The sequence below is a fragment of the Pseudoalteromonas denitrificans DSM 6059 genome, assembly GCF_900112265.1.
Classification (GTDB): Bacteria; Pseudomonadota; Gammaproteobacteria; order Enterobacterales; family Alteromonadaceae; genus Pseudoalteromonas; species Pseudoalteromonas denitrificans.
Genome location: NZ_FOLO01000011.1, coordinates 15,399 through 39,217, shown reverse-complemented (window position 1 = coordinate 39,217; position 23,819 = coordinate 15,399). Strand labels below are relative to the sequence as shown.

The 23,819-nt window shown below is 34.5% G+C and carries 25 protein-coding genes and 1 tRNA gene; 24 read left to right on the top strand and 2 right to left on the bottom strand.

All coding sequences use genetic code 11. The annotated features are described in order from the left end of the window. The first annotated feature begins 283 nt into the window (after positions 1-283). From BM088_RS09340 to speD, 6 genes are all read left to right on the top strand, one after another. Positions 284-1,495, top strand: a complete 1,212-nt coding sequence (locus BM088_RS09340; protein ID WP_091983083.1) for an aspartate aminotransferase family protein — start codon at positions 284-286, stop codon at positions 1,493-1,495. 84 nt (positions 1,496-1,579) lie between these two features. Next, the gene (astA, locus tag BM088_RS09335) at positions 1,580-2,596 is read left to right on the top strand and encodes an arginine N-succinyltransferase (RefSeq protein WP_091983081.1); all 1,017 of its coding nucleotides are present in this window, start codon (positions 1,580-1,582) and stop codon (positions 2,594-2,596) included. A 50-nt stretch (positions 2,597-2,646) separates the two neighbouring features. Further along, positions 2,647-4,113 (top strand): succinylglutamate-semialdehyde dehydrogenase, encoded by a 1,467-nt coding sequence (gene astD / locus BM088_RS09330; RefSeq protein ID WP_091983079.1) that lies wholly within the window; start codon positions 2,647-2,649, stop codon positions 4,111-4,113. A 131-nt stretch (positions 4,114-4,244) separates the two neighbouring features. Further along, positions 4,245-4,589, top strand: a complete 345-nt coding sequence (locus BM088_RS09325) for a DUF3802 family protein (protein ID WP_091983077.1) — start codon at positions 4,245-4,247, stop codon at positions 4,587-4,589. A gap of 147 nt (positions 4,590-4,736) precedes the next feature. Beyond that, on the top strand, positions 4,737-5,144 hold the full coding sequence (locus tag BM088_RS09320; RefSeq protein ID WP_091983075.1) for an OsmC family protein: 408 nt from the start codon (positions 4,737-4,739) through the stop codon (positions 5,142-5,144). Positions 5,145-5,240: 96 nt separating this feature from the next. After that, positions 5,241-6,047, top strand: coding sequence for an adenosylmethionine decarboxylase (gene speD / locus BM088_RS09315; protein WP_091983073.1), 807 nt, complete (start codon positions 5,241-5,243; stop codon positions 6,045-6,047). A 57-nt stretch (positions 6,048-6,104) separates the two neighbouring features. Here speD and BM088_RS09310 read toward each other — a convergent pair whose 3' ends face one another. Then, on the bottom strand, positions 6,105-7,004 hold the full coding sequence (locus tag BM088_RS09310; protein ID WP_091983071.1) for a phosphoribulokinase: 900 nt from the start codon (positions 7,002-7,004) through the stop codon (positions 6,105-6,107). A gap of 124 nt (positions 7,005-7,128) precedes the next feature. Between BM088_RS09310 and radC the strand changes: the two genes are divergently transcribed. The 5 genes from radC to mutM all read left to right on the top strand — a co-directional run bounded on the left by radC (position 7,129) and on the right by mutM (position 9,887). Beyond that, positions 7,129-7,803: a RadC family protein gene (gene radC, locus BM088_RS09305; protein ID WP_091983068.1), complete on the top strand. Its 675-nt coding sequence runs from the start codon at positions 7,129-7,131 to the stop codon at positions 7,801-7,803. A gap of 244 nt (positions 7,804-8,047) precedes the next feature. Then, positions 8,048-8,284, top strand: a complete 237-nt coding sequence (gene rpmB / locus BM088_RS09300; RefSeq protein WP_091983066.1) for a 50S ribosomal protein L28 — start codon at positions 8,048-8,050, stop codon at positions 8,282-8,284. An 11-nt stretch (positions 8,285-8,295) separates the two neighbouring features. Continuing rightward, complete coding sequence (gene rpmG / locus BM088_RS09295; RefSeq protein WP_010364212.1) at positions 8,296-8,451, top strand: 50S ribosomal protein L33; 156 nt, start codon at positions 8,296-8,298, stop codon at positions 8,449-8,451. A 112-nt stretch (positions 8,452-8,563) separates the two neighbouring features. Beyond that, positions 8,564-9,058, top strand: a complete 495-nt coding sequence (locus BM088_RS09290; RefSeq protein WP_143085056.1) for a hypothetical protein — start codon at positions 8,564-8,566, stop codon at positions 9,056-9,058. Positions 9,059-9,074: 16 nt separating this feature from the next. Continuing rightward, positions 9,075-9,887, top strand: coding sequence for a bifunctional DNA-formamidopyrimidine glycosylase/DNA-(apurinic or apyrimidinic site) lyase (gene mutM, locus BM088_RS09285; RefSeq protein WP_091983062.1), 813 nt, complete (start codon positions 9,075-9,077; stop codon positions 9,885-9,887). Between the two features lie 242 nt (positions 9,888-10,129). Here the strand turns inward: mutM and BM088_RS09280 are convergent. After that, positions 10,130-10,205: transfer RNA gene (locus BM088_RS09280), tRNA-His, on the bottom strand. A 109-nt stretch (positions 10,206-10,314) separates the two neighbouring features. Here BM088_RS09280 and BM088_RS09275 point away from each other — a divergent pair. The 13 genes from BM088_RS09275 to BM088_RS09215 all read left to right on the top strand — a co-directional run bounded on the left by BM088_RS09275 (position 10,315) and on the right by BM088_RS09215 (position 23,819). Beyond that, a complete protein-coding gene (locus BM088_RS09275) occupies positions 10,315-10,692 on the top strand; it encodes a YbaN family protein (protein ID WP_091983060.1) in 378 nt (125 codons plus the stop codon). A 65-nt stretch (positions 10,693-10,757) separates the two neighbouring features. After that, positions 10,758-11,570 (top strand): mechanosensitive ion channel family protein, encoded by an 813-nt coding sequence (locus BM088_RS09270; protein ID WP_091983058.1) that lies wholly within the window; start codon positions 10,758-10,760, stop codon positions 11,568-11,570. 95 nt (positions 11,571-11,665) lie between these two features. Next, entirely contained in the window at positions 11,666-12,439 is a 774-nt protein-coding gene (locus BM088_RS09265) for a DUF481 domain-containing protein (protein ID WP_091983056.1), read from the top strand. A 111-nt stretch (positions 12,440-12,550) separates the two neighbouring features. Continuing rightward, positions 12,551-15,187 (top strand): SLBB domain-containing protein, encoded by a 2,637-nt coding sequence (locus tag BM088_RS09260; protein WP_425439293.1) that lies wholly within the window; start codon positions 12,551-12,553, stop codon positions 15,185-15,187. Positions 15,188-15,280: 93 nt separating this feature from the next. Further along, positions 15,281-16,330, top strand: coding sequence for a UDP-N-acetylglucosamine--undecaprenyl-phosphate N-acetylglucosaminephosphotransferase (gene wecA, locus BM088_RS09255; RefSeq protein WP_245763786.1), 1,050 nt, complete (start codon positions 15,281-15,283; stop codon positions 16,328-16,330). A 191-nt stretch (positions 16,331-16,521) separates the two neighbouring features. Then, entirely contained in the window at positions 16,522-16,932 is a 411-nt protein-coding gene (gene gspG, locus BM088_RS09250) for a type II secretion system major pseudopilin GspG (protein WP_091983053.1), read from the top strand. Beyond that, on the top strand, positions 16,932-18,584 hold the full coding sequence (locus tag BM088_RS09245) for a GspE/PulE family protein (RefSeq protein WP_091983051.1): 1,653 nt from the start codon (positions 16,932-16,934) through the stop codon (positions 18,582-18,584). The genes gspG and BM088_RS09245 overlap by 1 nt, the downstream gene beginning before the upstream one ends. Continuing rightward, entirely contained in the window at positions 18,584-19,786 is a 1,203-nt protein-coding gene (locus BM088_RS09240) for a type II secretion system F family protein (protein WP_091983049.1), read from the top strand. Before BM088_RS09245 ends, BM088_RS09240 begins: the two co-directional genes overlap by 1 nt. A gap of 379 nt (positions 19,787-20,165) precedes the next feature. Beyond that, on the top strand, positions 20,166-20,612 hold the full coding sequence (locus BM088_RS09235) for a pilus assembly FimT family protein (RefSeq protein ID WP_177207999.1): 447 nt from the start codon (positions 20,166-20,168) through the stop codon (positions 20,610-20,612). Positions 20,613-20,614: 2 nt separating this feature from the next. Beyond that, positions 20,615-21,064, top strand: coding sequence for a PulJ/GspJ family protein (locus tag BM088_RS09230; protein ID WP_281247157.1), 450 nt, complete (start codon positions 20,615-20,617; stop codon positions 21,062-21,064). Next, the gene (locus BM088_RS09225; RefSeq protein ID WP_091983044.1) at positions 21,057-21,758 is read left to right on the top strand and encodes a PulJ/GspJ family protein; all 702 of its coding nucleotides are present in this window, start codon (positions 21,057-21,059) and stop codon (positions 21,756-21,758) included. The genes BM088_RS09230 and BM088_RS09225 overlap by 8 nt, the downstream gene beginning before the upstream one ends. Positions 21,759-21,761: 3 nt before the next feature. Beyond that, positions 21,762-22,667, top strand: a complete 906-nt coding sequence (locus tag BM088_RS09220) for a type II secretion system protein GspK (RefSeq protein WP_091983043.1) — start codon at positions 21,762-21,764, stop codon at positions 22,665-22,667. 3 nt (positions 22,668-22,670) lie between these two features. Next, complete coding sequence (locus BM088_RS09215) at positions 22,671-23,819, top strand: hypothetical protein (RefSeq protein ID WP_091983041.1); 1,149 nt, start codon at positions 22,671-22,673, stop codon at positions 23,817-23,819.

Below are 23,819 nucleotides of genomic sequence, written 5' to 3'. Positions count from 1 at the left end.
ATTGATTTAATTAGTAATATCTATTGTTTGCCATCAATGTTTTATAAAAGCATTTCTATTTCTTACTGAATTCTATATTTTGAGTTGGTTTTTGGAACTGAGCTAAATACTTATTCACTATCATTGAAATTATACCCGCTTTCCTTATAAACCAAGGCTTTGGCCCCTAAGCTAAGGGAGACAAAAGTAATTTTTTTTGAAATAATGCATCTCCTTATCGAACAGTATTAAAAGTAAAAGGCTTTAATTTAGCAGTTCTTTACTTGTTAACAGAGGAAATAAAATGACTATAAATCGTGCACTTTTTGATGAAGTAATGGTACCAAACTACGCGCCTTCAGCCGTGATCCCAGTAAAGGGTGAAGGGTCTCGTGTATGGGATCAGGAAGGTCGTGAGTATATCGACTTTGCTGGCGGTATTGCTGTAAATTGTTTAGGTCATTGTCATCCAGCCTTAGTTAATGCATTAAAAGAGCAGGGCGAAAAAATTTGGCATCTTTCAAATGTAATGGCAAATGAACCTGCTTTACGTTTGGCTAAAAAGCTAGTTGATGCAACTTTTGCTGATAAAGTTTATTTTGCAAACTCAGGTGCAGAAGCAAATGAAGCTGCACTAAAATTAGCACGACGTTGGGCATTAGATACTGTTGGAGAACAAAAGTCTCAAATTATTGCATTTAATAAAGGTTTCCATGGTCGTACTTTCTTCACTGTAACTGTAGGTGGTCAAACAGCTTATTCGGATGGTTTTGGCCCAAAACCTGCTGATATTGTTCATACCGATTACAACGACTTAGAAAGCTTTAAAGCACTTATCTCAGATAATACCTGTGCTGTAATGATTGAACCATTACAAGGTGAAGGTGGTATTGTTTCTCCTACGGCTGATTTTATTAAAGGTGTACGCGCATTATGTGATCAACATAATGCATTATTAATTTTTGATGAAGTACAAACGGGTGTTGGCCGTACAGGTGATTTATATGCTTATCAGGGTTTAGATGTGACACCAGATATCTTAACGACAGCTAAAGCATTAGGTGGTGGTTTCCCAATTGGTGCTATGATCACGACTACTGAAATTGCAAAACACTTAAAAGTAGGCACGCATGGTTCTACTTATGGTGGTAATCCACTAGCATGTGCAGTTGCTGAAGCAGCATTTGATACGGTTAATACAGAAACAGTATTATCAGGTGTAAAACAAAAAGAAGCCTTATTTCGTGAACTATTAACTACAATAAACGACAAATACAATGTATTTTCTGAAATTCGTGGTAAAGGTCTTTTAATTGGTGCTGTAGTAACTGAGCAGTATAAAGGCAAAGCGAAAGAATTTTTAGTCGCTGCAACTGCACATGGTTTAATGTCACTTGTTGCGGGTGCTGATGTAGTACGTTTCACACCTTCTTTAGTCATTCCTGATACAGATATACGTGAAGGTATGGCTCGTTTTGAAAAAGCTGTTGCAGATGTTGTTAAGGCAAATGCTTAATTAAAGCCTTATTGTAAATACTCATAAAGGTGGTTATATCCACCTTTTATTTATCATTATAAACATAAGGGAGTAAGCGGCATTATGATGGTTATTCGCCCAATCCAAAAAAATGATTTTGCTGAATTAGTTAAAATTGCAGATGAATCCGGCCATGGTTTTACTTCATTGCCTAATAATGAAGAATTATTAGCGAGTAAAATTACACGCTCTGAAGCATCATTTAAAAAAACGGTAGACTGTCCTCAAGATGAAGGTTATTTATTTGTTTTAGAAAACACTGAAACAGGTGAGGTTTTGGGTACTTCGGCTATAGAAGCCGCTGTTGGTCTGGACGATGCTTTTTATCATTATCATTTAAGTAAAGTGATCCACTCATCCCGCACTCTAAATGTTTATAATCCAGTTGAAATTTTAACTTTATGTAATGATTATACTGGCGCAACTGAATTATGTACTTTATTTTTACGTGAAAAAGCCCGTAAAAATGGTAATGGTAAGTTATTATCAAAAGTTCGTTTCATGTTTATTAAAGAGCATGAAGACAGGTTTGCGGATACATTATTAGCTGAAATGCGTGGTGTTTCTGATGAGAATGGTAAAAGTCCATTTTGGAAATGGTTAGAAGAGCATTTTTTCTCAATGGATTTCCCTACAGCTGATTACTTAACAGGCATAGGACAAAAAGTATTTATTGCAGAGTTAATGCCTAAATATCCTATATATGTCAATTTGTTGAGTAAAGAAGCACAAGCTGTAGTGGGTGAAGTGCATGAAAAAACAAAGCCGGCAATTCAGCTGTTAAAAAATGAAGGTTTTACCTTTAATGGTTATGTCGATATTTTTGATGCAGGCCCTACCGTTGAAGCAAAATTAAACAACATTCGCACTGTCAGATCATCAAGTCATAAAAAAGTAATAATAGGTGATAACCCTGGTGGTCAGAATATTATGATTGCAAATACAGAGTTAGAAAACTTCAGAGCGACATTAGCTGCTCTTTCATTTGATGAAAATTGCGATGATATTATTATCTCTGCAAAAATAGCTGAAGCTTTACAGGTGAGTGAAGGCGATATTGTTCGCATTGCAACCGTTTAAACTTATAATCGATTGTTTAAAATAATCAAATAAATTTAGGAGAAATTGAGATGACTCATAATGCTCAGTTTATCAATAACCTATGGTCGGCTGGTGAAGGTGCTGAATTTAGTTCAGTAAACCCTGCAAAAAATGAAATAATTTGGACTGCTAACAGTGCCTCTGAACAGCAAGTTGATACTGCAGTTAAATCGGCGCGAGAAGCTTTTTTTTCGTGGAGTGATTTAAGCTTTAATGACAGACTCAGTATCGTCAAAAAATTTGGTGAAGTGCTTGGTGAAAATAAAGAGCAAATGGCTGACGCTATAGCAAAAGAAACGGGTAAGCCGATTTGGGAAACGCGTACTGAAGTAGGCGCTATGATGGGTAAAATTGCCATATCTGAAAAAGCTTATCATGAACGCACTGGTACTGTGGAGAATGCAATGCCAGTAGGGAAAGCTGTTATTCGCCATAAAGCGCATGGTGTTGTTGCAGTATTTGGGCCTTATAACTTTCCTGGTCATTTACCGAATGGTCATATCGTACCCGCATTACTCGCTGGAAATACTGTTGTATTTAAACCTTCAGAATTAACACCTATGGTTGCTGAGTTAACACTTAAACTATGGCAACAAGCAGGTTTACCAGCGGGCGTGATTAATTTGGTACAAGGTGAAGTTGAAACGGGTAAAGCGCTTGCTTCACATCGTGGTATTGATGGCTTATTCTTTACTGGTTCTTCTCGTACGGGTCACTTCATTCATGAACAGTTTGCTGGGCAGCCAGGTAAAATTCTAGCGATTGAAATGGGTGGTAATAACCCACTTATCGTAAAAGACGTTGTTGATACAACAGCCGTTGTGCACGATATCATTCAATCGGCTTTTATCTCAAGTGGTCAACGCTGTACTTGTGCTCGTAAGCTGTTTTTACCTCAAGGTGAGCAAGGCGATTCAATTTTAGCGCAATTAATTGAAGCAACCAAAGCTATTAAAGTCGGTTTTTATGATGATCAAGAGCAACCATTTATGGGCTCTATGATTTCAATTGGTGCAGCAAAATCTATGGTTGCAGCACAAAGTCAATTAATTGAATTAGGCGCAACGAGTTTAGTTGAATTAGTGCATACAGAAAATACAGGTTTTGTAACGCCTGGTATATTAGAGTGTACTAACGTGGGTGACTTCCCTGATGATGAGCATTTTGGTCCTCTTTTAAAAGTATTCCGTTATTCAGACTTTGATAAAGCTATTGAACTTGGTAATGATACGGCTTATGGGTTATCGGCAGGTTTGTTAAGTGATAATAGCGAAGATTATGATTATTTCTTACGACGCGTTCGTGCGGGTATCGTAAATTGGAACCGTCCGATTACGGGGGCTTCAAGTGCAGCTCCTTTTGGTGGCATTGGCGCATCGGGTAACCATAGAGCCAGTGCTTATTATGCTGCAGATTACTGTGCATATCCTGTTGCATCAGTTGAGCTTGAAAAAATAGCATTACCAGCGACATTGAGCCCGGGTTTAACTTTGTAATAGTTAGTTTTAAGTTTAATTTAAAGCCTTTGAATTGTTAGTTCAAAGGTTTTTTTGTTTGCGAGTATCTGGTATTTTTTATTTATATCTGCTTAAATCAAAGAACTAAAAATAAATATAAAAGGCATTTCATGGTTACTGATAAGCAAGGTTATGATGAACTCATCATGTATCTAACACAGCATTTGTCTATTTTTGAAAAGCCAGGCAAAGTTGCATCTAATGCACCAACTGTTATTAGTTTAATAGAAGATGATATTGCAGAGCAAATAATTGCATTTTGCCAGCAACATACCGAATTAGATACAGACCAACGAAGTGAAATTGTTCGAGAAGTTGATGGTATTGTTTATGATTTACAAGAAGTTTTATGTAGTGTTCTTAATCAACCTGTAACGATAGAGCAGCATGAATTTATTGATGAGTTCTCTGGTTTAGTTAAAAACTTATTTGATTCAGCTATTGTGGCTATGTGATTTAAAAACGTACTGTGTTTTATTCCTAATTACAGGTCGGGAATAAAGCAATTTATAACTCCTCTCATTTGATTTATTTTGTTGCACTAATTCCTCACTCATTTAATATTTGCCATATCTTAAAAAACTTCATATAAAGAGATAAATATGCACGCAAATGTAAAATGGGTTGAAGGCGATACTTTTATAGGCAAATCTGAATCTGGTCATAATGTTGTATTTGATACCAGTAATGATGGCGCTGCACCTAGCCCAATGGAAATGGTATTAATGTCGATAGGGTGTTGTTCATCAGTTGATGTTGTCAGCATTTTGAAAAAGGCGAGACAAGATGTTATTGCTGCAAAAGTTGAGTTGAGTAGTGAAAGAGCTGACAGTGCTCCACGTGTATTTAAAAAAATTAACCTACATTTCGTAATTACAGGTAATGCTGTTTCTGAGAAACATGTAGAGCGTGCGGTGAAACTGTCGGCTGAAAAGTATTGTTCAGTTGCTCTGATGCTCGAAAAGTCAGTAGAAATTACCCATAGTTTTGAAGTGTTAGCAGCACAGTGAAAAAAAGCTTTTTCATAGGGCTATTTTCGTATAAAATTCGCGAAATTCAGTCCTGCCTATGCAGGTTTTATCGATCCATATAAGGATGGTTTTATTGTGTATAAACCATTTGATAAACTAAAGCTTCATGGTTTTAATAATTTAACCAAAAGTTTAAGTTTTAGCATTTATGATATTTGTTATGCAAAAAATCAGCAGCAACGTAAAGAATATTTAGAATATATTGATGAGCAATATAGCGCTGAACGTTTAACTGATATTTTAGGTGAAGTAGTTGATATTATAGGTGCCAATATTTTAAATGTGGCACGTCAAGATTATGATCCACAAGGTGCCAGTGTTACCATTTTAATTTCTGAAGAACCTATTTTAGAAAATGTTGATCAAGAAGCTAAACCTGGCCCTTTACCTGATTCAGTTGTGGCACATTTAGATAAAAGTCATATTTGTGTTCATACATATCCTGAAGAGCACCCTGATGAAGGTATATGCACGTTTCGAGTTGATATCGAAGTATCCACCTGTGGCGTTATTTCGCCATTAAAAGCACTCAATTATCTTATACACTCTTTAGAATCAGATGTGGTGACACTTGATTACCGTGTTCGCGGTTTTACGAGAGATGAAGCGGGAAAAAAGCACTATATAGATCATGCTATTCATTCTATTCAAAACTTTATGACACAAGATACACTCGATGCTTATCAAATGGTTGATGTGAATGTCTACCAAGAAAATTTATTCCATACAAAAATGATGCTTAAAAAATTTGATTTAAGTGAGTATTTGTTTGCTATTGCATTATCTGATTTATCTGAACAAGAACAAGTAGAAATAGCGACTAAATTGCAGCGCGAAATGCAGGAAATATTTTATGGTCGTAATTTATCTGAGATCGTTTAAGAGAAGTTAATATGGTCTATAACTAAGAATGATAAGTTTTCATTCTTAGTTATGATTTTAGATAGGCAGCCCTAGGGGTTCTAAATTCAGAGCTGCACGTTTTTTCACTATAATAGCTTCAATTAAGGGCCTGAGTATTAACTCCATCGCAAGACCCATCTTTCCTCCTGGTACTACCATAGTATTAATGCGTGACATAAAACTACCCTCTATCATTTGTAAATAATAAGGGAAGTTAACATCTTCTATGTCTCTAAATCTGATCACCACAAAACTTTCATCTAATGAAGGTATATCTTTAGCGCTGAATGGGTTTGAGGTATCGACTGTCGGTACTCGTTGAAAATTTATATGAGTACGTGAAAATTGAGGTGTAATATGGTTTATATAATCATCCATACTGCGAACAATAGAGCCCATAACAGCTTCTCTAGAGTGTCCGCGCTCATTGGTATCGCGAATTAACTTTTGGATCCATTCTAAATTTATAATTGGTACCATACCAATTAATAAATCGACATGCTTTGCCACATTGTGTTCATCATCTACAACCCCTCCATGCAGCCCCTCATAAAATAGCAAATCTGTTGTCGCCTCTAAATCTTGCCACGGTGTGAATGTACCTGGCAGTTGATTATAAGGTACAGCTTCGTCGAAGGTATGCAAATAACGACGTATCTTACCCTGACCGGATTCACTATAGCTTGTGAATAAGTTTTCAAGAGCGGCAAAGTCGTTTGCTTCGGTACCAAAATAACTAATATGTTTGCCATCCTGATGGGCATCACGAACACGTTTATCCATTTCTGGTCTTGTATAGCGATGAAAGCTATCTCCTTCTATTGAAGCTGCATCAATATTCAGGCTGCGAAAAATATGTTTAATTGCGTTGGTTGTTGTTGTTGTACCAGCACCAGATGAACCTGTGATAGCTATAATAGGGTGTTTAACAGACATTATATGTTCTTATTATTTTGAAGACATACCTAAAGTAAATCGGCAGGGCTAATTGGTCAAGTTTAAGAGATAAATATAAAACTGAACTATACTTATTTTCAGGAACAAAATTCAAGGAATGAATATGCAATTATCAGCCATGTCAAAAATGTCACGCCCTAGAGAGAAATTACTTGAAAAAGGTGCTCCTGCTTTAGTCGATGCTGAATTACTCGCCATTTTTTTACGAACTGGGATCCCAGGTATGAATGCGATTGAGTTGGCGCAACATTTATTGGATAGTTCAGGTTCGTTACAAAACCTTTTTAATGCACCTTTAAATGAATTTATAAAATTTAAAGGGCTTGGCAATGCCAAGTATGCACAGTTACAAGCAGTTTTAGAATTGAATAAACGTTATTTGGCTGAACAATGTCAACAACAAACTTTATTTAATTCTCCCAAAGCAGTGCGAGATTTTTTATCTTTAAAACTAAAAGCGCATCAACAAGAAGTTTTTATGTTGCTGTACCTAGATAGCCAAAATAGATTGTTACAGGATGAAATATTGTTTTATGGAACAATTAATGCTGCAAATGTTTATCCAAGAGAAGTTGTAAAATCTGTTTTGAAAAATAATGCAGCGGCTGTAATATTAGCCCATAATCACCCATCAGGAATTGCAGAGCCAAGTCAGGCTGATCGATTAATTACAGACAAATTAATACAAGCTCTCAACTTAATTGATGTGCAAATTTTAGATCATTTAGTGATTGCAAGTGATAAAACAGTTTCTTTTGCAGAGAGAGGTTGGCTTTAAATTGAAGTAAATTGCTCTTTTGGACCTGAAAAAGTGAAAAAAAACGATTTATATGTAAATTAGTTTAAATTAACTGCACTTTTTGCTTTCACTTAGTCGAGAGGATCTCTATAATTAGCCGCTATCAAATTTACACATGAGCTGAAGTGGTCAGATAGTCCACTTTACAAAGATCTTTGCCTGTAGTTGCTGTACTTATGGCTTGGGGAAATAGGCTCGAGCAAGATATTGGAGATAAATAGACATGTCTAAGGTCTGTCAAGTTACAGGTAAGCGTCCAGCGGTTGGTAATCACCGTTCGCACGCAAGAAATGCAACTAAGCGTCGCTTTTTACCAAACCTACAAACTCACCGTTTTTGGGTTGAAAGCGAAAAGCGCTTTGTTAAATTACGTACTACTGCAAAAGGTATGCGTATCATCGATAAAAAAGGCATCGACGCGGTTCTTACAGAAATCCGTGCTCGCGGCGAAAAGGTTTAGGAGTTTAAGTTATGCGTGATAAGATCCGTTTAGTTTCAACTGCAGGTACTGGTTACTTTTACACTACCGACAAGAACAAGCGTAATATGCCAGAAAAAATGGAAATCAAAAAATTCGATCCTAAGGTTCGTAAACATGTGATTTTCAAAGAAGCAAAAATCAAGTAATTTTGCTTTTCAAGAAAAACCCGATTTAATCGGGTTTTTTTATGCCTGAAATATCTGCAATCCTATCATTAATTAGATACACTTAATTTAATTTCAACTATTCAAAAACACTATGATCCAATTAAGTAAAAAAGGCTGGAATAATGTTCTAATTTTTTCCATGCTAGTAATGATTTTTTTGTTTAATGGTTTACACCACAAGTGGATAGATTCACCTCAAGATAATAGCCCGCAATTAATTTTGGCTGAGCAAAGTTATATTTTAACTGTGCAATACCCTACGTATAAAATTGAACGTATTGGTACTAGCTGGCGAAGTAACTCACAACTCACTAATGAACAAATATCAAATGTAATATTACAGTGGAAACAAGCTACAGGAGTTTTGGTATCAGCGTCGCAAGATATTCAAAATGAAGCTAATAATAAGGTGGCAGATCAAATAGCCACAATTTGGCTTGCAGGAGAAGATAAACCTGTCGTGTTAGTACTGTTTAAATTGGGTTTAGGTTATGTTGTTCATTTATCAAAATCTAGTGATAATATTTGGTTGAAAATAACAAAAGAGCAAGCAAACTTAATATTTCCTAAACTAATTAATCACTGATTTTAAAGAGAATATAATGCCTGAATTGCCCGAAGTAGAAGTTAGTAGAATGGGAATATCACCTTACTTAGAAGGGGAAACGATAAAACTTGTGCATGTTTATCAGGCAAGTCTACGTTGGCCTGTGCCTGATGAGGTAAAGTTAACCGAAGGCTTAGTGATTAATAAAGTAATGAGACGCGCAAAATATTTATTATTAGAAACGGTTATGGGAAGTTTAATTTTACACTTAGGCATGTCGGGAAAACTTAGGGTAATAGATAAATCAGTGCCTAGAATTAAACATGATCATATAGATATAGAAATGGAAACCGGAAAAATACTAAGGTTTAACGATCCAAGGCGTTTTGGTTGTTTTTTGTTTCAACCACCAGGGCAAGTACATAAGTTATTAGCAAACTTAGGGCCTGAACCTTTGACTTTGGCTTTTAATTATCAAGATTTATATAATAAATCTCGAGATAAAAAAACAGCAATTAAACAGTTCCTGATGAATAACATAAATGTTGTTGGTGTAGGGAATATTTATGCGAATGAAGCTTTATTTAAAGCTGGGATCCACCCACAAATGCCTGCGGGTAAAGTGAGTAAAAAACGCTATGAAAAATTGGTTTTTTTAGTTAAAGAAACACTAGACAAAGCAATTGTGCAAGGCGGCACAACATTAAAAGATTTTGCACAAACTGATGGTAAACCTGGATATTTTGCACAAGAGTTATTAGTTTATGGTCGGGGGGGATTACCTTGTAAAGTATGTACTAAACCATTAACAGAAATAAAAATAGGACAACGTAGCTCAGTTTTTTGCGATGAATGCCAGAAGAGATAAAAGGATCAGTTTACAAGAAATAAGTTAACTGGAAGTTAGTTCAAATTGAGTGAAATTAGTTTAATAATAATTAAACACAGATACGAAGAATTGCCATCCCAATACTTTTACCTATATGGTATCGCTATTTGGGTTTTATTTGGAATGAAAAGTTCAGTTAGAAGCTTTAATCAAGTGAGAAATAAAAATTGAAAGCAAAAATATATTTAAAATAATAGAGTAAACTAAGATAAGTTAAAGAGTGGGGCGATTGACGGGGCTCGAACCCGCGACCACCGGAATCACAATCCAGGGCTCTACCAACTGAGCTACAACCGCCACTTCTTTAAACACCTCTTTGGTGTGGCGCGCATAATACATAAAAATAAACGTCATGGGAAGGGCTATGTTATTATTTATTTCGAAAAAACAAAAAAAAGGATAATAGATGATAAAACGCACATTTTGGATGTTGTTGGGCTTAATGAGTTTATTGCTTGGTTTAATTGGAGTCTTTTTACCTTTATTGCCTACAACTCCATTTGTATTACTCAGCGCATATTGTTTTTCAAAATCATCTCATAAGCTACACTCTTGGTTAATTAATCACAAACTATTTGGTTCACTTATAATAGATTGGGAAAAATATGGCGTGATACGATATAAAACAAAATGTATTGCTACTATTAGTATGATTGTTCTTGTTTCTTATCCACTTATTTTTTTGCCAATAGTAATTTGGGCAAAAGTAATGGTCATTATTAGTATTATTTTAGTTATGATTTTTATATGGAGTAGACCTTCTTTGCCAGTGATGAAAGAATAAAAAATAACCTTTTAAGGTTCTTTCAGATATAATCCTGTTTTTATTGATAATGTGGAGGAAGAGCAATGAATCAAGTGCTTGATTGGTTGAATAATAACTCAGATTTAATTGTTCATTACGGTATTAATTTAACATTAGCCGTAGTGATATTTTTTGTTGGTAATAAAGTTGCAAAATTTTGTGCCAAGATAACAGAAAAAGCTTTCGCCAAGAAAAAAGTAGATAAAGCGGTCGGCACATTTGTTTCTAGTATTATATATTCGCTTGTATTTGCAGCTGCGACTTTAATGGCCTTATCGCAAGTTGGCATTGAGACAACCTCATTCATCGCTATTTTAGGTGCCGCAGGCCTAGCAATAGGTTTAGCTTTACAAGGTTCTTTGTCAAACTTTGCATCAGGTGTTTTAATCATTATTTTACGACCTTTTAAATCAGGTGATTATATTGAGGCGGCTGGCCATTCGGGTTCTGTTGAGAAAATAGAAATTTTTGCGACAGAATTACGTACGCCAGATAATAAAGTGATAATAATCCCTAACTCATCAATTATGTCTGGTGCTATTACTAATTATTCTAGGGAGGTTACTCGTCGTATCGATTTAGTCGTCGGTGTTGGATACGATGCTGATTTAAAACAGGCTAAGCAGGTTTTACAATCAGTATTAAATAAAAATCCAAAAATCTTAAAAGACCCAAGTTATAACGTGGCTGTGTTTGAATTAGCAGACTCTAGTGTGAATTTTGTTGTACGTCCTTGGGTAAATACTACTGATTACTGGGATGTATATTTTGATTTAATGGAAAATATTAAAATTGCTTTAGATGATGCCAATATCAATATTCCATACCCACAAATGGATGTGCATGTCCAAAAATAAAATTAATAGTTTAGGTTTTAGAAAAGTCTCGAAATATTGGTTTTCGAGATAATAAATTTATTAAGTCGTTATTCAATGAAAGGTTCTAATAACAAATGAAAAAAGTATATCTATCACTTATAGTCGCAACTTTAACTGTTACATCAGCTGTTGCTAATGAGAAGAAAAAGGATTGGGAGATATCAAGTGAGCTGGGGCTTATTTTAACTGGAGGTAATACTAAAACAACTACACTTAAAGGTGCAATTAAAGCCAGGCATGAAATGGAAAGTTGGACAAATGAATATAAGTTAGATGGTTTATTTAAAGAAGATGAAGTTACTAATGATGATGGTAGTAAGGAAACGCAACGTACCAATGAAAAGTATTTTGCATCAGTTCAAGGTAACTATAAGTTAAGTGAAAGTCATACGCACTTTTTTATATATGGCTCTCATGCATCTGATTATTTTGGTTCATATAGAAATGAAAGTGTATTATCACTAGGTTATGGTAAACGTTTTTTAGACTCCGAAAATATGTTTTTTGATGCGGAAATTGGACCCGGTTATAAGTATTTTGAATTTCCAGAGGGGAGCACTGATAAAAAAGGTGTTTCAAATGAGGGGGATAATAAAGGCGAGCCCATCGGTTTAGGTAAGGTTAACTTTAATTGGAATATCACTGAGTACGCAAAATTTACTCAAACCGTCGCTGTGGAATATGGTTCTACTAATACTAAAACTAAATCAGAGTCTGCATTATTAACTAAAATTAATGGTTCAATGCAAATGAAGGTGGGCTTTAATGTAACTCACAATAGTGATGTAGATACAGATAAAGAAAACACAGATACAGAAACAGTTTTAACTTTAGTCTACAACTTTTAACATTTTAGACACATAAAAAGTAATAAAAGGAAGCTTTGCTTCCTTTTATTTTATTGAAACTAAGGTAGAATAGCGCACTTTATTTGCTCAATTTAATTTTAAGGGATTTTCGTGAAGTTTTTGAATATTGTTTTTTTCAGTATCATCATGATGTTATCTACATCAATAAGTGCTGCAACGCCTACAAAGCAGCAAATGGAACAATTTAAAAGCCTACCAAAAGCGCAACAAAAAGCCTTAGCTAAAAAAATGGGCATAGATATATCAGATTTTTCAGATAATAGTTCAGAAAAAGAAGAGGAAATTGAACCTACAATTTTACCAAGGGAAGAAATAGAATCTTTATTATCGGAAGAAGAAAAAAAATACAAACCAATTAAAGATGAAATTAAACCTTTTGGTTATGATTTATTTGCAGGTGAACCGACTTCATTTTCACCGAGTGAAATATCTGCTGTACCAGATACTTACACTGTTGGACGTGGTGATGAATTTCAAATTAATTTATATGGCAAAGAAAATTTAACACATACAGTTGTTGTAGATCGTGAAGGCCGACTATCAATACCTGATTTAACACCTGTTTTTGTTGCTGGTTTAAGTTTTGTTGAAGTCAAAGAATTAGTTAAAAATAAAATATCTCAAGAAGTAATTGGCGCAAAGTCTTTTATATCTTTAGGACAGCTACGCTCTATGCGAATTTTGGTTTTGGGAGAGTCGTTTAAACCAGGTAGCTATATTGTCTCTTCTCTTACAACTGTTTCTCATGCGTTATTTGTTAGTGGTGGCGTTTCTGATATAGGTTCTTTGCGTAATATTCAAGTAAAACGTGCAGGTAAAGTGGTGCAAGAATTTGATTTGTACGATTTACTTATTAAAGGTGATAGTTCATCAGATATTATGCTAAAACCTGGCGATGTTGTATTTATCCCCACAGTAAACAAGCAAGTTACTATTTCAGGTTTAGTGAAGCGTCCAGCTATTTTTGAACTGAAAAATAATGAGACTGCACAGCAGTTAATCAGTATGGCTGGTGGATTTAAGGCGGATGCATACCCTAAAAAAACCTTAGTAGAGCGCTATAGTGAAAATAGTTTTAAAACGGTATTAACTTTAGATTTTAGTAAAAAAGACATGACTTATACACCTCAAGATGGCGATGTTATTAAAGTTCAGGCATCTTCCACTGAACTTGAAAACGCAGTAACTTTAATGGGAGCTGTAGCACACCCTGGCAACTATCAGTGGGTCGATGGTGACTCAGTATCAAATTTGATTAACTCCTTAAAAACAGATGTATTGCCCATAGCTGATTTTGATTACTCTCTGATAGTGAGAGAGAAAAATATAAAAGGAGATGTAGAGGTTATCCAGTTTTCATTACTTAAAGCACTAGAGAGTAAAGATGAAAATGACATTAAATTAAAGCCTAGAGACATTGTTATGGTATTTAGTCGCTTCGAGCAAAAGCTAGACGAAAAACGTGTTTTATCCAGTCTAGCTTTAACGGAAGATGAATTTTATAAGCAGGAGAAAGCGCAACAATGGCAAACATTTGAAGCCGAAAATTATAAAGAGTTTTTAGGTATTGAAGCAGAAGAAGAAGAAAGCGATGATAAAGATACTGATTTAAATGCGTTGCTAAAAGGTAAAAAAATAGAAGTTAAAGAAAATGAGTTGTCTATTTTTGGTCGTACATTATTTTTAAAACCACTCATTATCAAATTGCAGAAACAATCATCATTCGGACGTGAAGCTGAGTTAATTTCGGTTAATGGTAAAGTGAGATATCCAGGTATTTATCCATTAGTTAAAAACGCAAATATGGATCATGCAATTAAAGCTGCCGGAGGATTATTAGAGTCGGCATATATTGAAAATGCAGAAGTGACACGAATTAATAATGATACAGAAAGCAGAATTGAACATATAAAGCTAAATTTACGCAATGAAAACGATGCGGTATATTTACTAAAAAGTAAAGATACAATTAATATATTCACCATGCCTAACTGGCAAGAAGATAGGTATATACAACTTGTAGGAGAAGTTAAGTTTCCAGGCAAATATACGATAAAACGAGGTGAAAAGCTAAGTAGTATATTAGAGCGAGCAGGCGGATTTACTGACCTAGCTGCACCAAATTCAGCCATTTTTACTCGTGAATCTATCAGATTAAAAGAACGAACTCAGTTATCTAAGCTGGCTAATGACTTAAGACGTGAAATAGCAACAAGAAGCTTTCAAAGCTCAGTAACTGATTCGAGTATGAACTATGATGATACAAATAAATTATTGAATGACTTATCAAAGGTAGAAGCTTTAGGGCGTTTAGTTATAGACTTACCAAGTGTATTTGATGGCTCAATAGATGTTGAATTGCAAAATGATGATACTCTATACGTACCCATTGTACAAAGTACTATTAATGTTATTGGCGAAGTAAATTTAGCTGTATCACATTTATACCAAAAGAATTTGTCACTTGAGCAATATATACAAAGAAGTGGTGGTTTAAAGCAAAGAGCTGATAGTGATCGTATTTATATCATAAAAGCAAATGGTTCGGTGCAATTACCAAAAGAAAGTAGTTGGTTTGCAGTATCAGATACAACTTACTTATCACCTGGCGATACCATAGTTGTACCTCTTGATACTGAGCATATGGATAAACTTACTCTTTGGAGCACTGCAACTCAAATCGTTTATCAATTAGGTTTAGCCGCAGCTGCAGTCTCTAGTTTGTAGTGAATAAACTTTAATCAATGCTGGTATTTTAATCAAAATGTATTAAAATACCTATCAAATCGGATATTTAGTATTTTTATGGTTAGTGAATCAATGACTGTTTTTTTTGCTTTTATAGCATCTTATATTTCAATATTAATGATAAAACCATTAGCCATAAAAGTTGGTTTAGTAGATACACCTTGTACAAGAAAAAAGCACATAGGAGCAATCCCTCTAATTGGTGGAGTCTCCATTTTTATGGCTGTGGTTTTTTCTGTCTTAATCTTTTTCCCGCTAGATAAACAAGTTGTTAGCTATTTGGCTTGTGCAGGTGCGATAGTGATTTTAGGAGTGATAGATGATTATCGTCAATTAGGTGTAAGAATTCGATTAAGCATTCAAACATTAGTTGCTCTACTAATGATGTGGGGCTCTGATGTTTATATTGAAAGCTTGGGAGAATTACTATTTTTTACAGAGGTAAACTTAAGTTGGTTTGGTATTCCATTCACAATTATTTGTGTGATAGCAGCAATTAATGCTTTTAATATGATAGATGGCATCGATGGTTTGGCAGGCTCACTGAGTATTACCACATTAGTATCTGTGTTTGTATTAATGTTATTAAGCGGGCATTTTGCGTTAGCAGCACTCCCCTTAGTTATTGTAGCGACAATAGTCCCATATTTAGCTTTTAATTTAGGGATCAAAGGGCACAGAAATAAAAAAATATTTATGGGCGATGCAGGCTCTATGTTTATAGGTTTAAGTGTTATCTGGTTCTTAATGATTTGTACTCAGGGAGAAAGTATTACTTTTAGACCTGTAACCGCCTTGTGGATTATTGCTGTGCCTTTAATGGATATGTTAGCAATTATTATTCGTAGAGTGCGAAAAGGTCAGTCTCCATTTTCTGCCGACAGAGATCATTTACATCATATATTTATGAGGGTGGGATTTAGCCCCAGACGCGCATTGCGTGCGATTGTTGTATTTGCAATAATTATGAGTGGTATAGGTATCTTAGGGGAAGTCCTTGCTATTCCGGATGTTATTATGCTTTCATTATTCATAGTGATTTTCATCGGTTATTCTACAAGCCTACAACACTGTTGGAAAATAGCCCGTTTTTTAAGACGAAAAAGAACAGAGAACGGTTAGTTATTATTAATTTTTAATTAAAAGCTTTTCTTTATTCTAAAAATAGATTTCTTATATAAGAAGTCTATTTTTCACATTCAGTTACTAAATATTATTTGCTAAACCTTCATTTAGGCCTTATCCCATCGACACATGGCCGCAATATTGATAATATCTTGCGTATTATTATGTGCATTTAAATATAAGTTATTATGAAAATACAAAATATTAAACAGCAGGCAGGCTTTACCATGATTGAATTACTAATTGTAATTGTGATCTTGGGTTTATTAGCGTCTTTAGTTGCGCCTAAATTTTTTAATCAGTTAGGCACTGCAGAGAGAGGTATCGCATCAGCTCAAATGAATGCCTTCGAAACGGCCTTAGATACTTACCGATTAGATATGGGAAGTTATCCTGTGAAATTAGAAGATTTAAGAAAAAGTGATAAACCTCGCTGGGATGGCCCCTATTTACCCAAAGAAGTACCACTAGACCCTTGGAGTAATTCGTATGTGTATAGTGTACCAGGTGAAAATGGCGAACCTTACAAAATAATGTCTTTTGGTGCTGATGGAAAGTTAGGCGGTACTGATAATAATGCAGATATAGTGCACAAATAATGCAATTAAGCCAACTGCTAGCGAAAAACTTCTCTGTATCTCTTGATGATCTAACTCGAGCCGAAAATTACCAAAAAAAAATCGGTGGCAGGCTGGAGCAAATTTTAGTTAATATGGGAAGTTTACCAGATGATCAAATACCACAATTATATAGTCAATTCCTTGAGTTACCTTTAGTTGATATTTCACAATGGCTTGATGTAGTAACACCAAAAATAAGTGAAAAGGATTTATCATTATTATTAGATAACCACTGGGTACCCTTACTTATAAAAGATAACTGTTGGTCTTTTGCATGTCGTTTTCCATTAGAGCTTAAAGTGAATGAATGGCTCAGTCAAAATGATATTGAAGCCGATATATATGTTGCCTCCGAAGCTGATATTTTAGCTTTAAGTAGTAAATTCGATGCTTTAATTAAAAATGAAACAGAACAAGAGTTTTTGGGTGATGAAGAAGACAGATTAAGGGAGCTTGCAACAGAGGCACCTACAGTTAATTTATTAAACTCATTGATTACACGGGCTTTAAGGCAAGGTGCATCGGATATGCATCTTGAACCTTTTAATGGTCGTTATAGGGCACGTTTCAGAGTTGATGGTGTTTTGCATGAAGCCGAAATGCTCGCCCCACGTATGCAACTGCCAATAGTAACCCGTTTAAAAATTCTTGCAGGAATGGATATCGCTGAAAAACGTCGTCCGCAAGATGGCAAAATAGAAATGAAAATTGCCAATCAAGAACTTGATATTCGTGTATCAGCATTACCATTAAATGATGGTGAATCTATGGTGCTGCGTTTTCTACGTAAAGATAACGTTCAATATGATATGTCGGTATTGGGTTTATCTAACGATATAGAAACTATGATCCGTGAAGATATAAAAACCACGGCGGGAGTTGTACTTTTAACAGGGCCTACTGGATCAGGTAAAACAACCACGCTTTATACTTTTTTAAATGCATTGAATAATGATGATGTGAAAATAATCACATTAGAAGACCCTGTAGAATATCAATTACCAGGTATAAACCAAGTACAAGTTAACTCAGATATAGGCTTTGATTTTTCTGCTGGCTTGCGAAGCATAGTACGACAAGATCCCGACATTATAATGTTAGGTGAAATACGAGATAAAGAAACAGCCCAAATTGCAATGCAATCAGCTTTAACAGGTCACTTAGTGTTTAGTACTGTTCATACCAATGATGCTGCAAGTGCTTATACGCGATTATTGGACTTAGGTGTCGAAGAGTTTTTATTAAATGCGGCGCTAGTTTCAATCGTTGCTCAGCGTTTAGCGCGTAAAGTGTGTGAACAATGTAGCGAACCTCATCCTGATGCACTGGATTTGGTTGAGAAGTATCAGTTGCAGGAAATGGCTAATAAATTTAATTTGCCAGAAATAAAATTGTCTCATGGTAAAGGCTGTGAGCATTGCTCGCATACAGGCTATAAAGGTCGTATGGCAGTTACAGAATACTTAAATTGTGATGATGAAATTAAAGCCATGCCAAAAGACTCTGATTTTATACCTAAAGCAAAAGAGCATAATGCACAATTAAAACGCAGAACCTTAATGGAAGATGGGTTTTACAAAGCAATCTTAGGCTTAACTACAATTGATGAAGTAGTAAGAGTAGCTGGCTAATGGCGTTATTTACTTATAAAGCATATGACAGTTCAGGCGCTAAAGTTGATGGACAATTGGAAGGTATAGATAAAGCTTCAGTTATTGCAGAATTAAAACAACAAGGGTTGCTGCCTACTGAAGTAAAAGATTTTAATGAAGCTGGGAAAAGCATATTAGGCTTTAAGCAAAAAGTTTCATTATCAGATCTTGAGTTTTTAACTGCTGAACTGAGTTTATTATTAGAGTCGGGTGTAAGAATTGACCGCGGAATTGATATTATTAAAAAAACCAAAGCAAAACCTGCTTTGGCTAAGTTATTAACAGATATAAGTAATAACTTAAAAAAAGGGAAAAGTTTATCAGAATCAGTAAGAGAGCATGATGATATTTTTGACCCTTTATATTGTAACTTAATTGAATTGGGTGAAGCATCTGGTAATCTCAGTGAAATTTTTGATGGTCTTGCTAAAGATTTAAAGTTTAGACGAGAACTGCAACGTAAAATAATCAGTTCATTAGCTTATCCTGTTGTGATATTTTGTGTGTGTTTACTGAGTATCTTTTTTATTTTCAACTTTATCATTCCTAAAATGTCCGCCATGTTTAATGAGGTTGATAACTTACCGTGGTACACGAGTGCCATGTTATCTACCAGTGAATGGATGATCCAATATCAAGGCTTATTATTAGTTGGAGTTATTGCAAGTATCTTTGGGTTAGTTGCAGCGAGTAAACAGCCTGCATTCATAAAGTGGTGGCAAAATTTAAGCTTAAAACTACCTATAATAAAAAAAGCAGTGATCACTGTTGAGTGTATACGTTTTAATAGCGGCTTAGCTATGATGGTTAAGGCTGGAGTACAAATTGATCGTGCTATCGGCTTATCAGCAGGCAATATCAAAAATATTGAATTAAAACGCGAAATGGAAATTGCCAAATCTAAAGTTAAAGGTGGAAGCGCATTAACACCAGCCCTGAAACAAACATCTCTTTATCCTGATTTTTTTGTCTCTTTGCTTGAAGTGGGTGAGGAATCAGGTAGTTTGGAACGTGTTTTTAATGAAATTGCCAACCGTTCACGTCAAGAATTTGAAAGCTGGACCGAGCGAATGACGACTTTGCTTGAGCCTTTAATGATTTTATTTATGGGTGGCTTTGTTGGCGGTGTTGTTGTTGTGATGTTAATGAGTATGGTTTCAATAAATGAAATGGGAATTTAGTAGGTGAGGCTTCAGCCTAACGAAGTATTAAATTATTTATTGCAGAAGAATTTAACTTCGAGCCTAACGTAGCGTCATTCCCGAGTTGTTTTATCGGGAATCTATAACGACATTAAGCAGTTTTAAATTTAAGCTTAAAATCATTAGGCTAAAGCCCAACCTACAAGGATATCTTTTGGGTTAGTAAGCTTTAACTATCGAATTTTTGTAGGTGAGGCTTTAGCCTTACTTTATATTCAAATTTAAAAGACAAAGGTATTAGGAAAATAAAGATACTAGAAAAATAAAGATACTAGAAAAAAGACTAGATGCTAGGGGAGCTTGAATTAAAATTTTGAGTAACCTAGAGCCTAGAGCCTAGAACCTAATAATGAGAAACATGAGTAAATATTCAAATTCAAACAAAGGCTTCACCCTTATCGAGCTCATGATAGTGATGTCTATTGTGGCTTTATTAATGGGCATGGTTGGGCCATTGGCAATTAATAGTTTAGAAAGGGCGCAGGCCAAACAAGAAATGCTGACAGTTAAAAACTGGCTGCGTAAAGTCAGTGCGCGTGCATTTAGTACAGGGCAAGCACATGTTGTTAAGTTATCAGGTAAAAATGTACAGTTATATGTAAAAGATGATGAACAAAATTTAATTGAAAATAAAACATTTGAATCACTATTTTTTCAACCACAGGAAATAAATTACAGTAAAAAGGGTTTTGTAGCTATAGATAAAATAGAAGGTACATATAGGGGCAGACCTTTAATTTTGAACTTGAAAAAATGGGTTAATGGCGAAGATCCTCTTGATACGCAAGTGAGTACCATCCATTGAAAATGATTTTAAATAAGAAGAAATTATTAAAACAAACATCTGGTTTTACTTTGGTTGAAATTTTGGTTGCTTCAGTTATTTTATTTACATCAATTGCTATGGTATCTATGGTGTATCGTGGCGCTTATATTAGTAGTGATAAGGCAGATGGTCATATAAACATAACTGGTGTATTACCGGCTGTATTAGCCACAATTAGAGACGACATTCGTGCTCAAGGTAATTCAAACTTAACTGAACTCAAAAGTGAAGCCAATATGTGGGATGTAAACTATCAATGGCAAGCCAGTTTATTACAGCATAAATCGCCTCCCAAAAAATATGATCTAGATAGTGGTAGTTTTATGGTACCTGCGAAAAAATATAAATTATGGCAAGTTGATCTCACTTTAAAACGCAATAACTTAGTAAAACAATATCAATTTAAAGAATTGAGTTGGCTAAATGACTAAATTGGAATACCAAGCTAATAAAAACACTGGTTTTACTTTAATTGAGTTAATGATTTCAATCTCAATACTTACCATGTTGTTATTTACCGGCTCTTATACCTATAGCATGATGTCAGAACGGTGGAATAAAGAACTTGGTCAGTTTTCACAGTCTACAAAAATAGCTCGAAATTTAGAGTTAGTGCAAAGGCTACTTGAAGGTGTGCAATCGTTTGTTGTGACAGATGATAAGCACAAACCCTCCTTTTTTTTCATAGGCGCACAAGATAGCCTATTAGCGGTAAGCCGCTCAGGTTTATTTAGCGGTGATTATCCTGAAGTTTTCAGATTATCTACAGTAGAAAAGCAAAATGGCTTAGTTGATCTCGTTTATCAATCTGTATCAACCGAAAATTTACTATTAACAGGAACTGCTCAGTCTATTGACTTTAGCCATCAAATTACATTGTTTACAGATTTAAATCAGGTCAACTTTAATTATTATGGTTGGTCACATTTAAATGATAAAGCAGCTAGAAACTTTAAAACGAAAGCGAAATGGTATACACATTTTTCGGGTATAAATAATCAAATAATGCCAGAAAAATTTAGTTTACAATTAACTCGCTCAAACCTAAGTTTAAGTATTCCAATAACCCTTGAAAATAATTCAGAGAAAAGATTGTCGGCTTATTTTCCTGATAGTAGCCTTTAATTTATGTCTATAAATAAAAATATTAACCAAATGCTACAAACGGGCATAGCTCTAATACAGGTTTTATTAATTGTCGGTGTTTTATCTGTTTTAGCTTTGTTTTTAACTTACACTGCAAAAGAGCAAGTTACTATGGCTCAGTGGGCAGATGATAAAGCGCAAGCTTTAATCAATGTACATAGTACAGAATCAGAATTGATTTTTTATTTACTAACTAAAAATAAGCATTCATTAACCAATCTCAAAGTGAGTGAAGGGAACAATCAATCACAATGGAATTTTTTTGCTAAACCATTTGAGGTCGGCAGTAATGTCATTGCACAAATTCAAGATCAGTCAGCATTACTTCATGCACAATTTCCTAACCGAAATAGATTAATAGCTTTGATAATGACACAGAATTTTTCATTATCAGATGCTAATCAAATATTTGATAGCTTGTTAGATTGGCAGGATATTGATACTATCCCACGAATAAATGGACTTGAGTCATCAAATAATAATGTGATCCGTAATGGTGCAGTACCAGATGTACATGATTTTAAAAATATTAATAAAATGACACTTGAATTACTTAACATATTGATAAACAATACAACTTTGTATAGAAAAAGTACCTTTAACCCAACTAATTCATCGTTTGAATTATTAAGGGCATTAACCAGTAATACAATTGCAAAGCAAGTTATTGATTTAAGAGATAACAATCAATTATCAAAGAATACTTTTAGCGAACTGACTGGATTATATGAAGATGACAGAATGATATTTTATCCATCTAACTTTGTAAGTATTAAGTTAAATAGTAAAGTAGGTGATTCAAGTGTATTAAAAGATATAACAATAGAAGTTACCCCATATGCAAAAGGGGCTAATAGTCCCATAAACTTATTTTCAAATCGTGGATAAATAGTGGCAGCAGATAAACTTAAAATTGAAACTTTAATTCCAAGTTTACCCTTAACTTTTAAAAAATTATTTTGTACTTTTGCTTGTTATTTCGATGGTGAATTAAAGCGTTTTAGCTTAAATGCACAAAATGAATTAGAACTAACACAAGTTGAGTATAATAAATCGTTTAAATTGCCTATCATGATAGTTAATAGAGGCTATTACACAGAGTGGGCAAAAGAATACCCAATAGATAATAAAAAAGAACTCAAAAAGTTATTAGCGCTAGAGTCGAGTAACAGTCAAAATAACCATCATTATATATGGGGTTATGAAAACGCACAAAGCCAGGTTAATAGTTGGCATTTTAACAATGCTGTACCGGAAACATTTATTCGGTTTCCAATTACCTTATTATTTGCTTTAACAGCTACAAATAACCAAATTGTAAATGTGCAAGCTAACAATCCATTTTATGTTGCTCGAAGTAATAAATTAATTCACTCATTACTGCATAATTCAGTTATTAATTCAAGCAAACGTTTTGCTGTTTCGGTAGGTGTGGCACAGGCTGAGTTAGATAAAATAGTTAATAAACAAAGCTTTGCTAGTGAGCTGGCGTTTGGGTTAAAACAAGCGATACCATTAATTTCAAGCTTTGTAACTATGCCTAAGGTTGAAAATCGCCTGCAGTTGTTAAAAAATATATCAGTACCATTTTCATTAATATTTACAACGTATTTAGCATTAAGTAGTGGTTATTTAGTTTATAAGCAACATCATTTAGAGAAAAATTTAGCAAATCAGAGTAACGACGTATCAATCGCATTAGAGCAACAAGTTATTTTTGATACTGAACTAAAACAATACACTGCATTAAAGTCGTTTTTAAATACTCAAAAAAACACATCAGAGATATGGTTGGTAATGGCCGAACTTTTCCCTACAGCAACTTTTAGTAATGTACGTTTGGCAGGAAAGCGTATGGTATTGAGAGGGAAAACATTACAAGCGACAGGCTTATTAGAAATAATCAGTAATAATGTTTTAGTTACCGATGCTAAATTTGACTTCCCTACACGAAAATATAGAGGTAAAGAAGAGTTTGTTATTAGCTTTAGGCTTAATACTAATATAATACAAAGCGTTAAAGTTCAGGAGGAAAGGTAA

Coding starts and splice junctions, on each gene's coding strand:
- BM088_RS09340 (WP_091983083.1), top strand. CDS start 284: ATGACTATAAATCGTGCACTTTTTGATGAAGTAATGGTACCAAACTAC.
- astA (WP_091983081.1), top strand. CDS start 1,580: ATGATGGTTATTCGCCCAATCCAAAAAAATGATTTTGCTGAATTAGTT.
- astD (WP_091983079.1), top strand. CDS start 2,647: ATGACTCATAATGCTCAGTTTATCAATAACCTATGGTCGGCTGGTGAA.
- BM088_RS09325 (WP_091983077.1), top strand. CDS start 4,245: ATGGTTACTGATAAGCAAGGTTATGATGAACTCATCATGTATCTAACA.
- BM088_RS09320 (WP_091983075.1), top strand. CDS start 4,737: ATGCACGCAAATGTAAAATGGGTTGAAGGCGATACTTTTATAGGCAAA.
- BM088_RS09310 (WP_091983071.1), bottom strand. CDS start 7,004: ATGTCTGTTAAACACCCTATTATAGCTATCACAGGTTCATCTGGTGCT.
- radC (WP_091983068.1), top strand. CDS start 7,129: ATGCAATTATCAGCCATGTCAAAAATGTCACGCCCTAGAGAGAAATTA.
- rpmB (WP_091983066.1), top strand. CDS start 8,048: ATGTCTAAGGTCTGTCAAGTTACAGGTAAGCGTCCAGCGGTTGGTAAT.
- rpmG (WP_010364212.1), top strand. CDS start 8,296: ATGCGTGATAAGATCCGTTTAGTTTCAACTGCAGGTACTGGTTACTTT.
- BM088_RS09290 (WP_143085056.1), top strand. CDS start 8,564: ATGATCCAATTAAGTAAAAAAGGCTGGAATAATGTTCTAATTTTTTCC.
- mutM (WP_091983062.1), top strand. CDS start 9,075: ATGCCTGAATTGCCCGAAGTAGAAGTTAGTAGAATGGGAATATCACCT.
- BM088_RS09275 (WP_091983060.1), top strand. CDS start 10,315: ATGATAAAACGCACATTTTGGATGTTGTTGGGCTTAATGAGTTTATTG.
- BM088_RS09270 (WP_091983058.1), top strand. CDS start 10,758: ATGAATCAAGTGCTTGATTGGTTGAATAATAACTCAGATTTAATTGTT.
- BM088_RS09265 (WP_091983056.1), top strand. CDS start 11,666: ATGAAAAAAGTATATCTATCACTTATAGTCGCAACTTTAACTGTTACA.
- wecA (WP_245763786.1), top strand. CDS start 15,281: ATGACTGTTTTTTTTGCTTTTATAGCATCTTATATTTCAATATTAATG.
- gspG (WP_091983053.1), top strand. CDS start 16,522: ATGAAAATACAAAATATTAAACAGCAGGCAGGCTTTACCATGATTGAA.
- BM088_RS09245 (WP_091983051.1), top strand. CDS start 16,932: ATGCAATTAAGCCAACTGCTAGCGAAAAACTTCTCTGTATCTCTTGAT.
- BM088_RS09240 (WP_091983049.1), top strand. CDS start 18,584: ATGGCGTTATTTACTTATAAAGCATATGACAGTTCAGGCGCTAAAGTT.
- BM088_RS09235 (WP_177207999.1), top strand. CDS start 20,166: ATGAGTAAATATTCAAATTCAAACAAAGGCTTCACCCTTATCGAGCTC.
- BM088_RS09230 (WP_281247157.1), top strand. CDS start 20,615: ATGATTTTAAATAAGAAGAAATTATTAAAACAAACATCTGGTTTTACT.
- BM088_RS09225 (WP_091983044.1), top strand. CDS start 21,057: ATGACTAAATTGGAATACCAAGCTAATAAAAACACTGGTTTTACTTTA.
- BM088_RS09220 (WP_091983043.1), top strand. CDS start 21,762: ATGTCTATAAATAAAAATATTAACCAAATGCTACAAACGGGCATAGCT.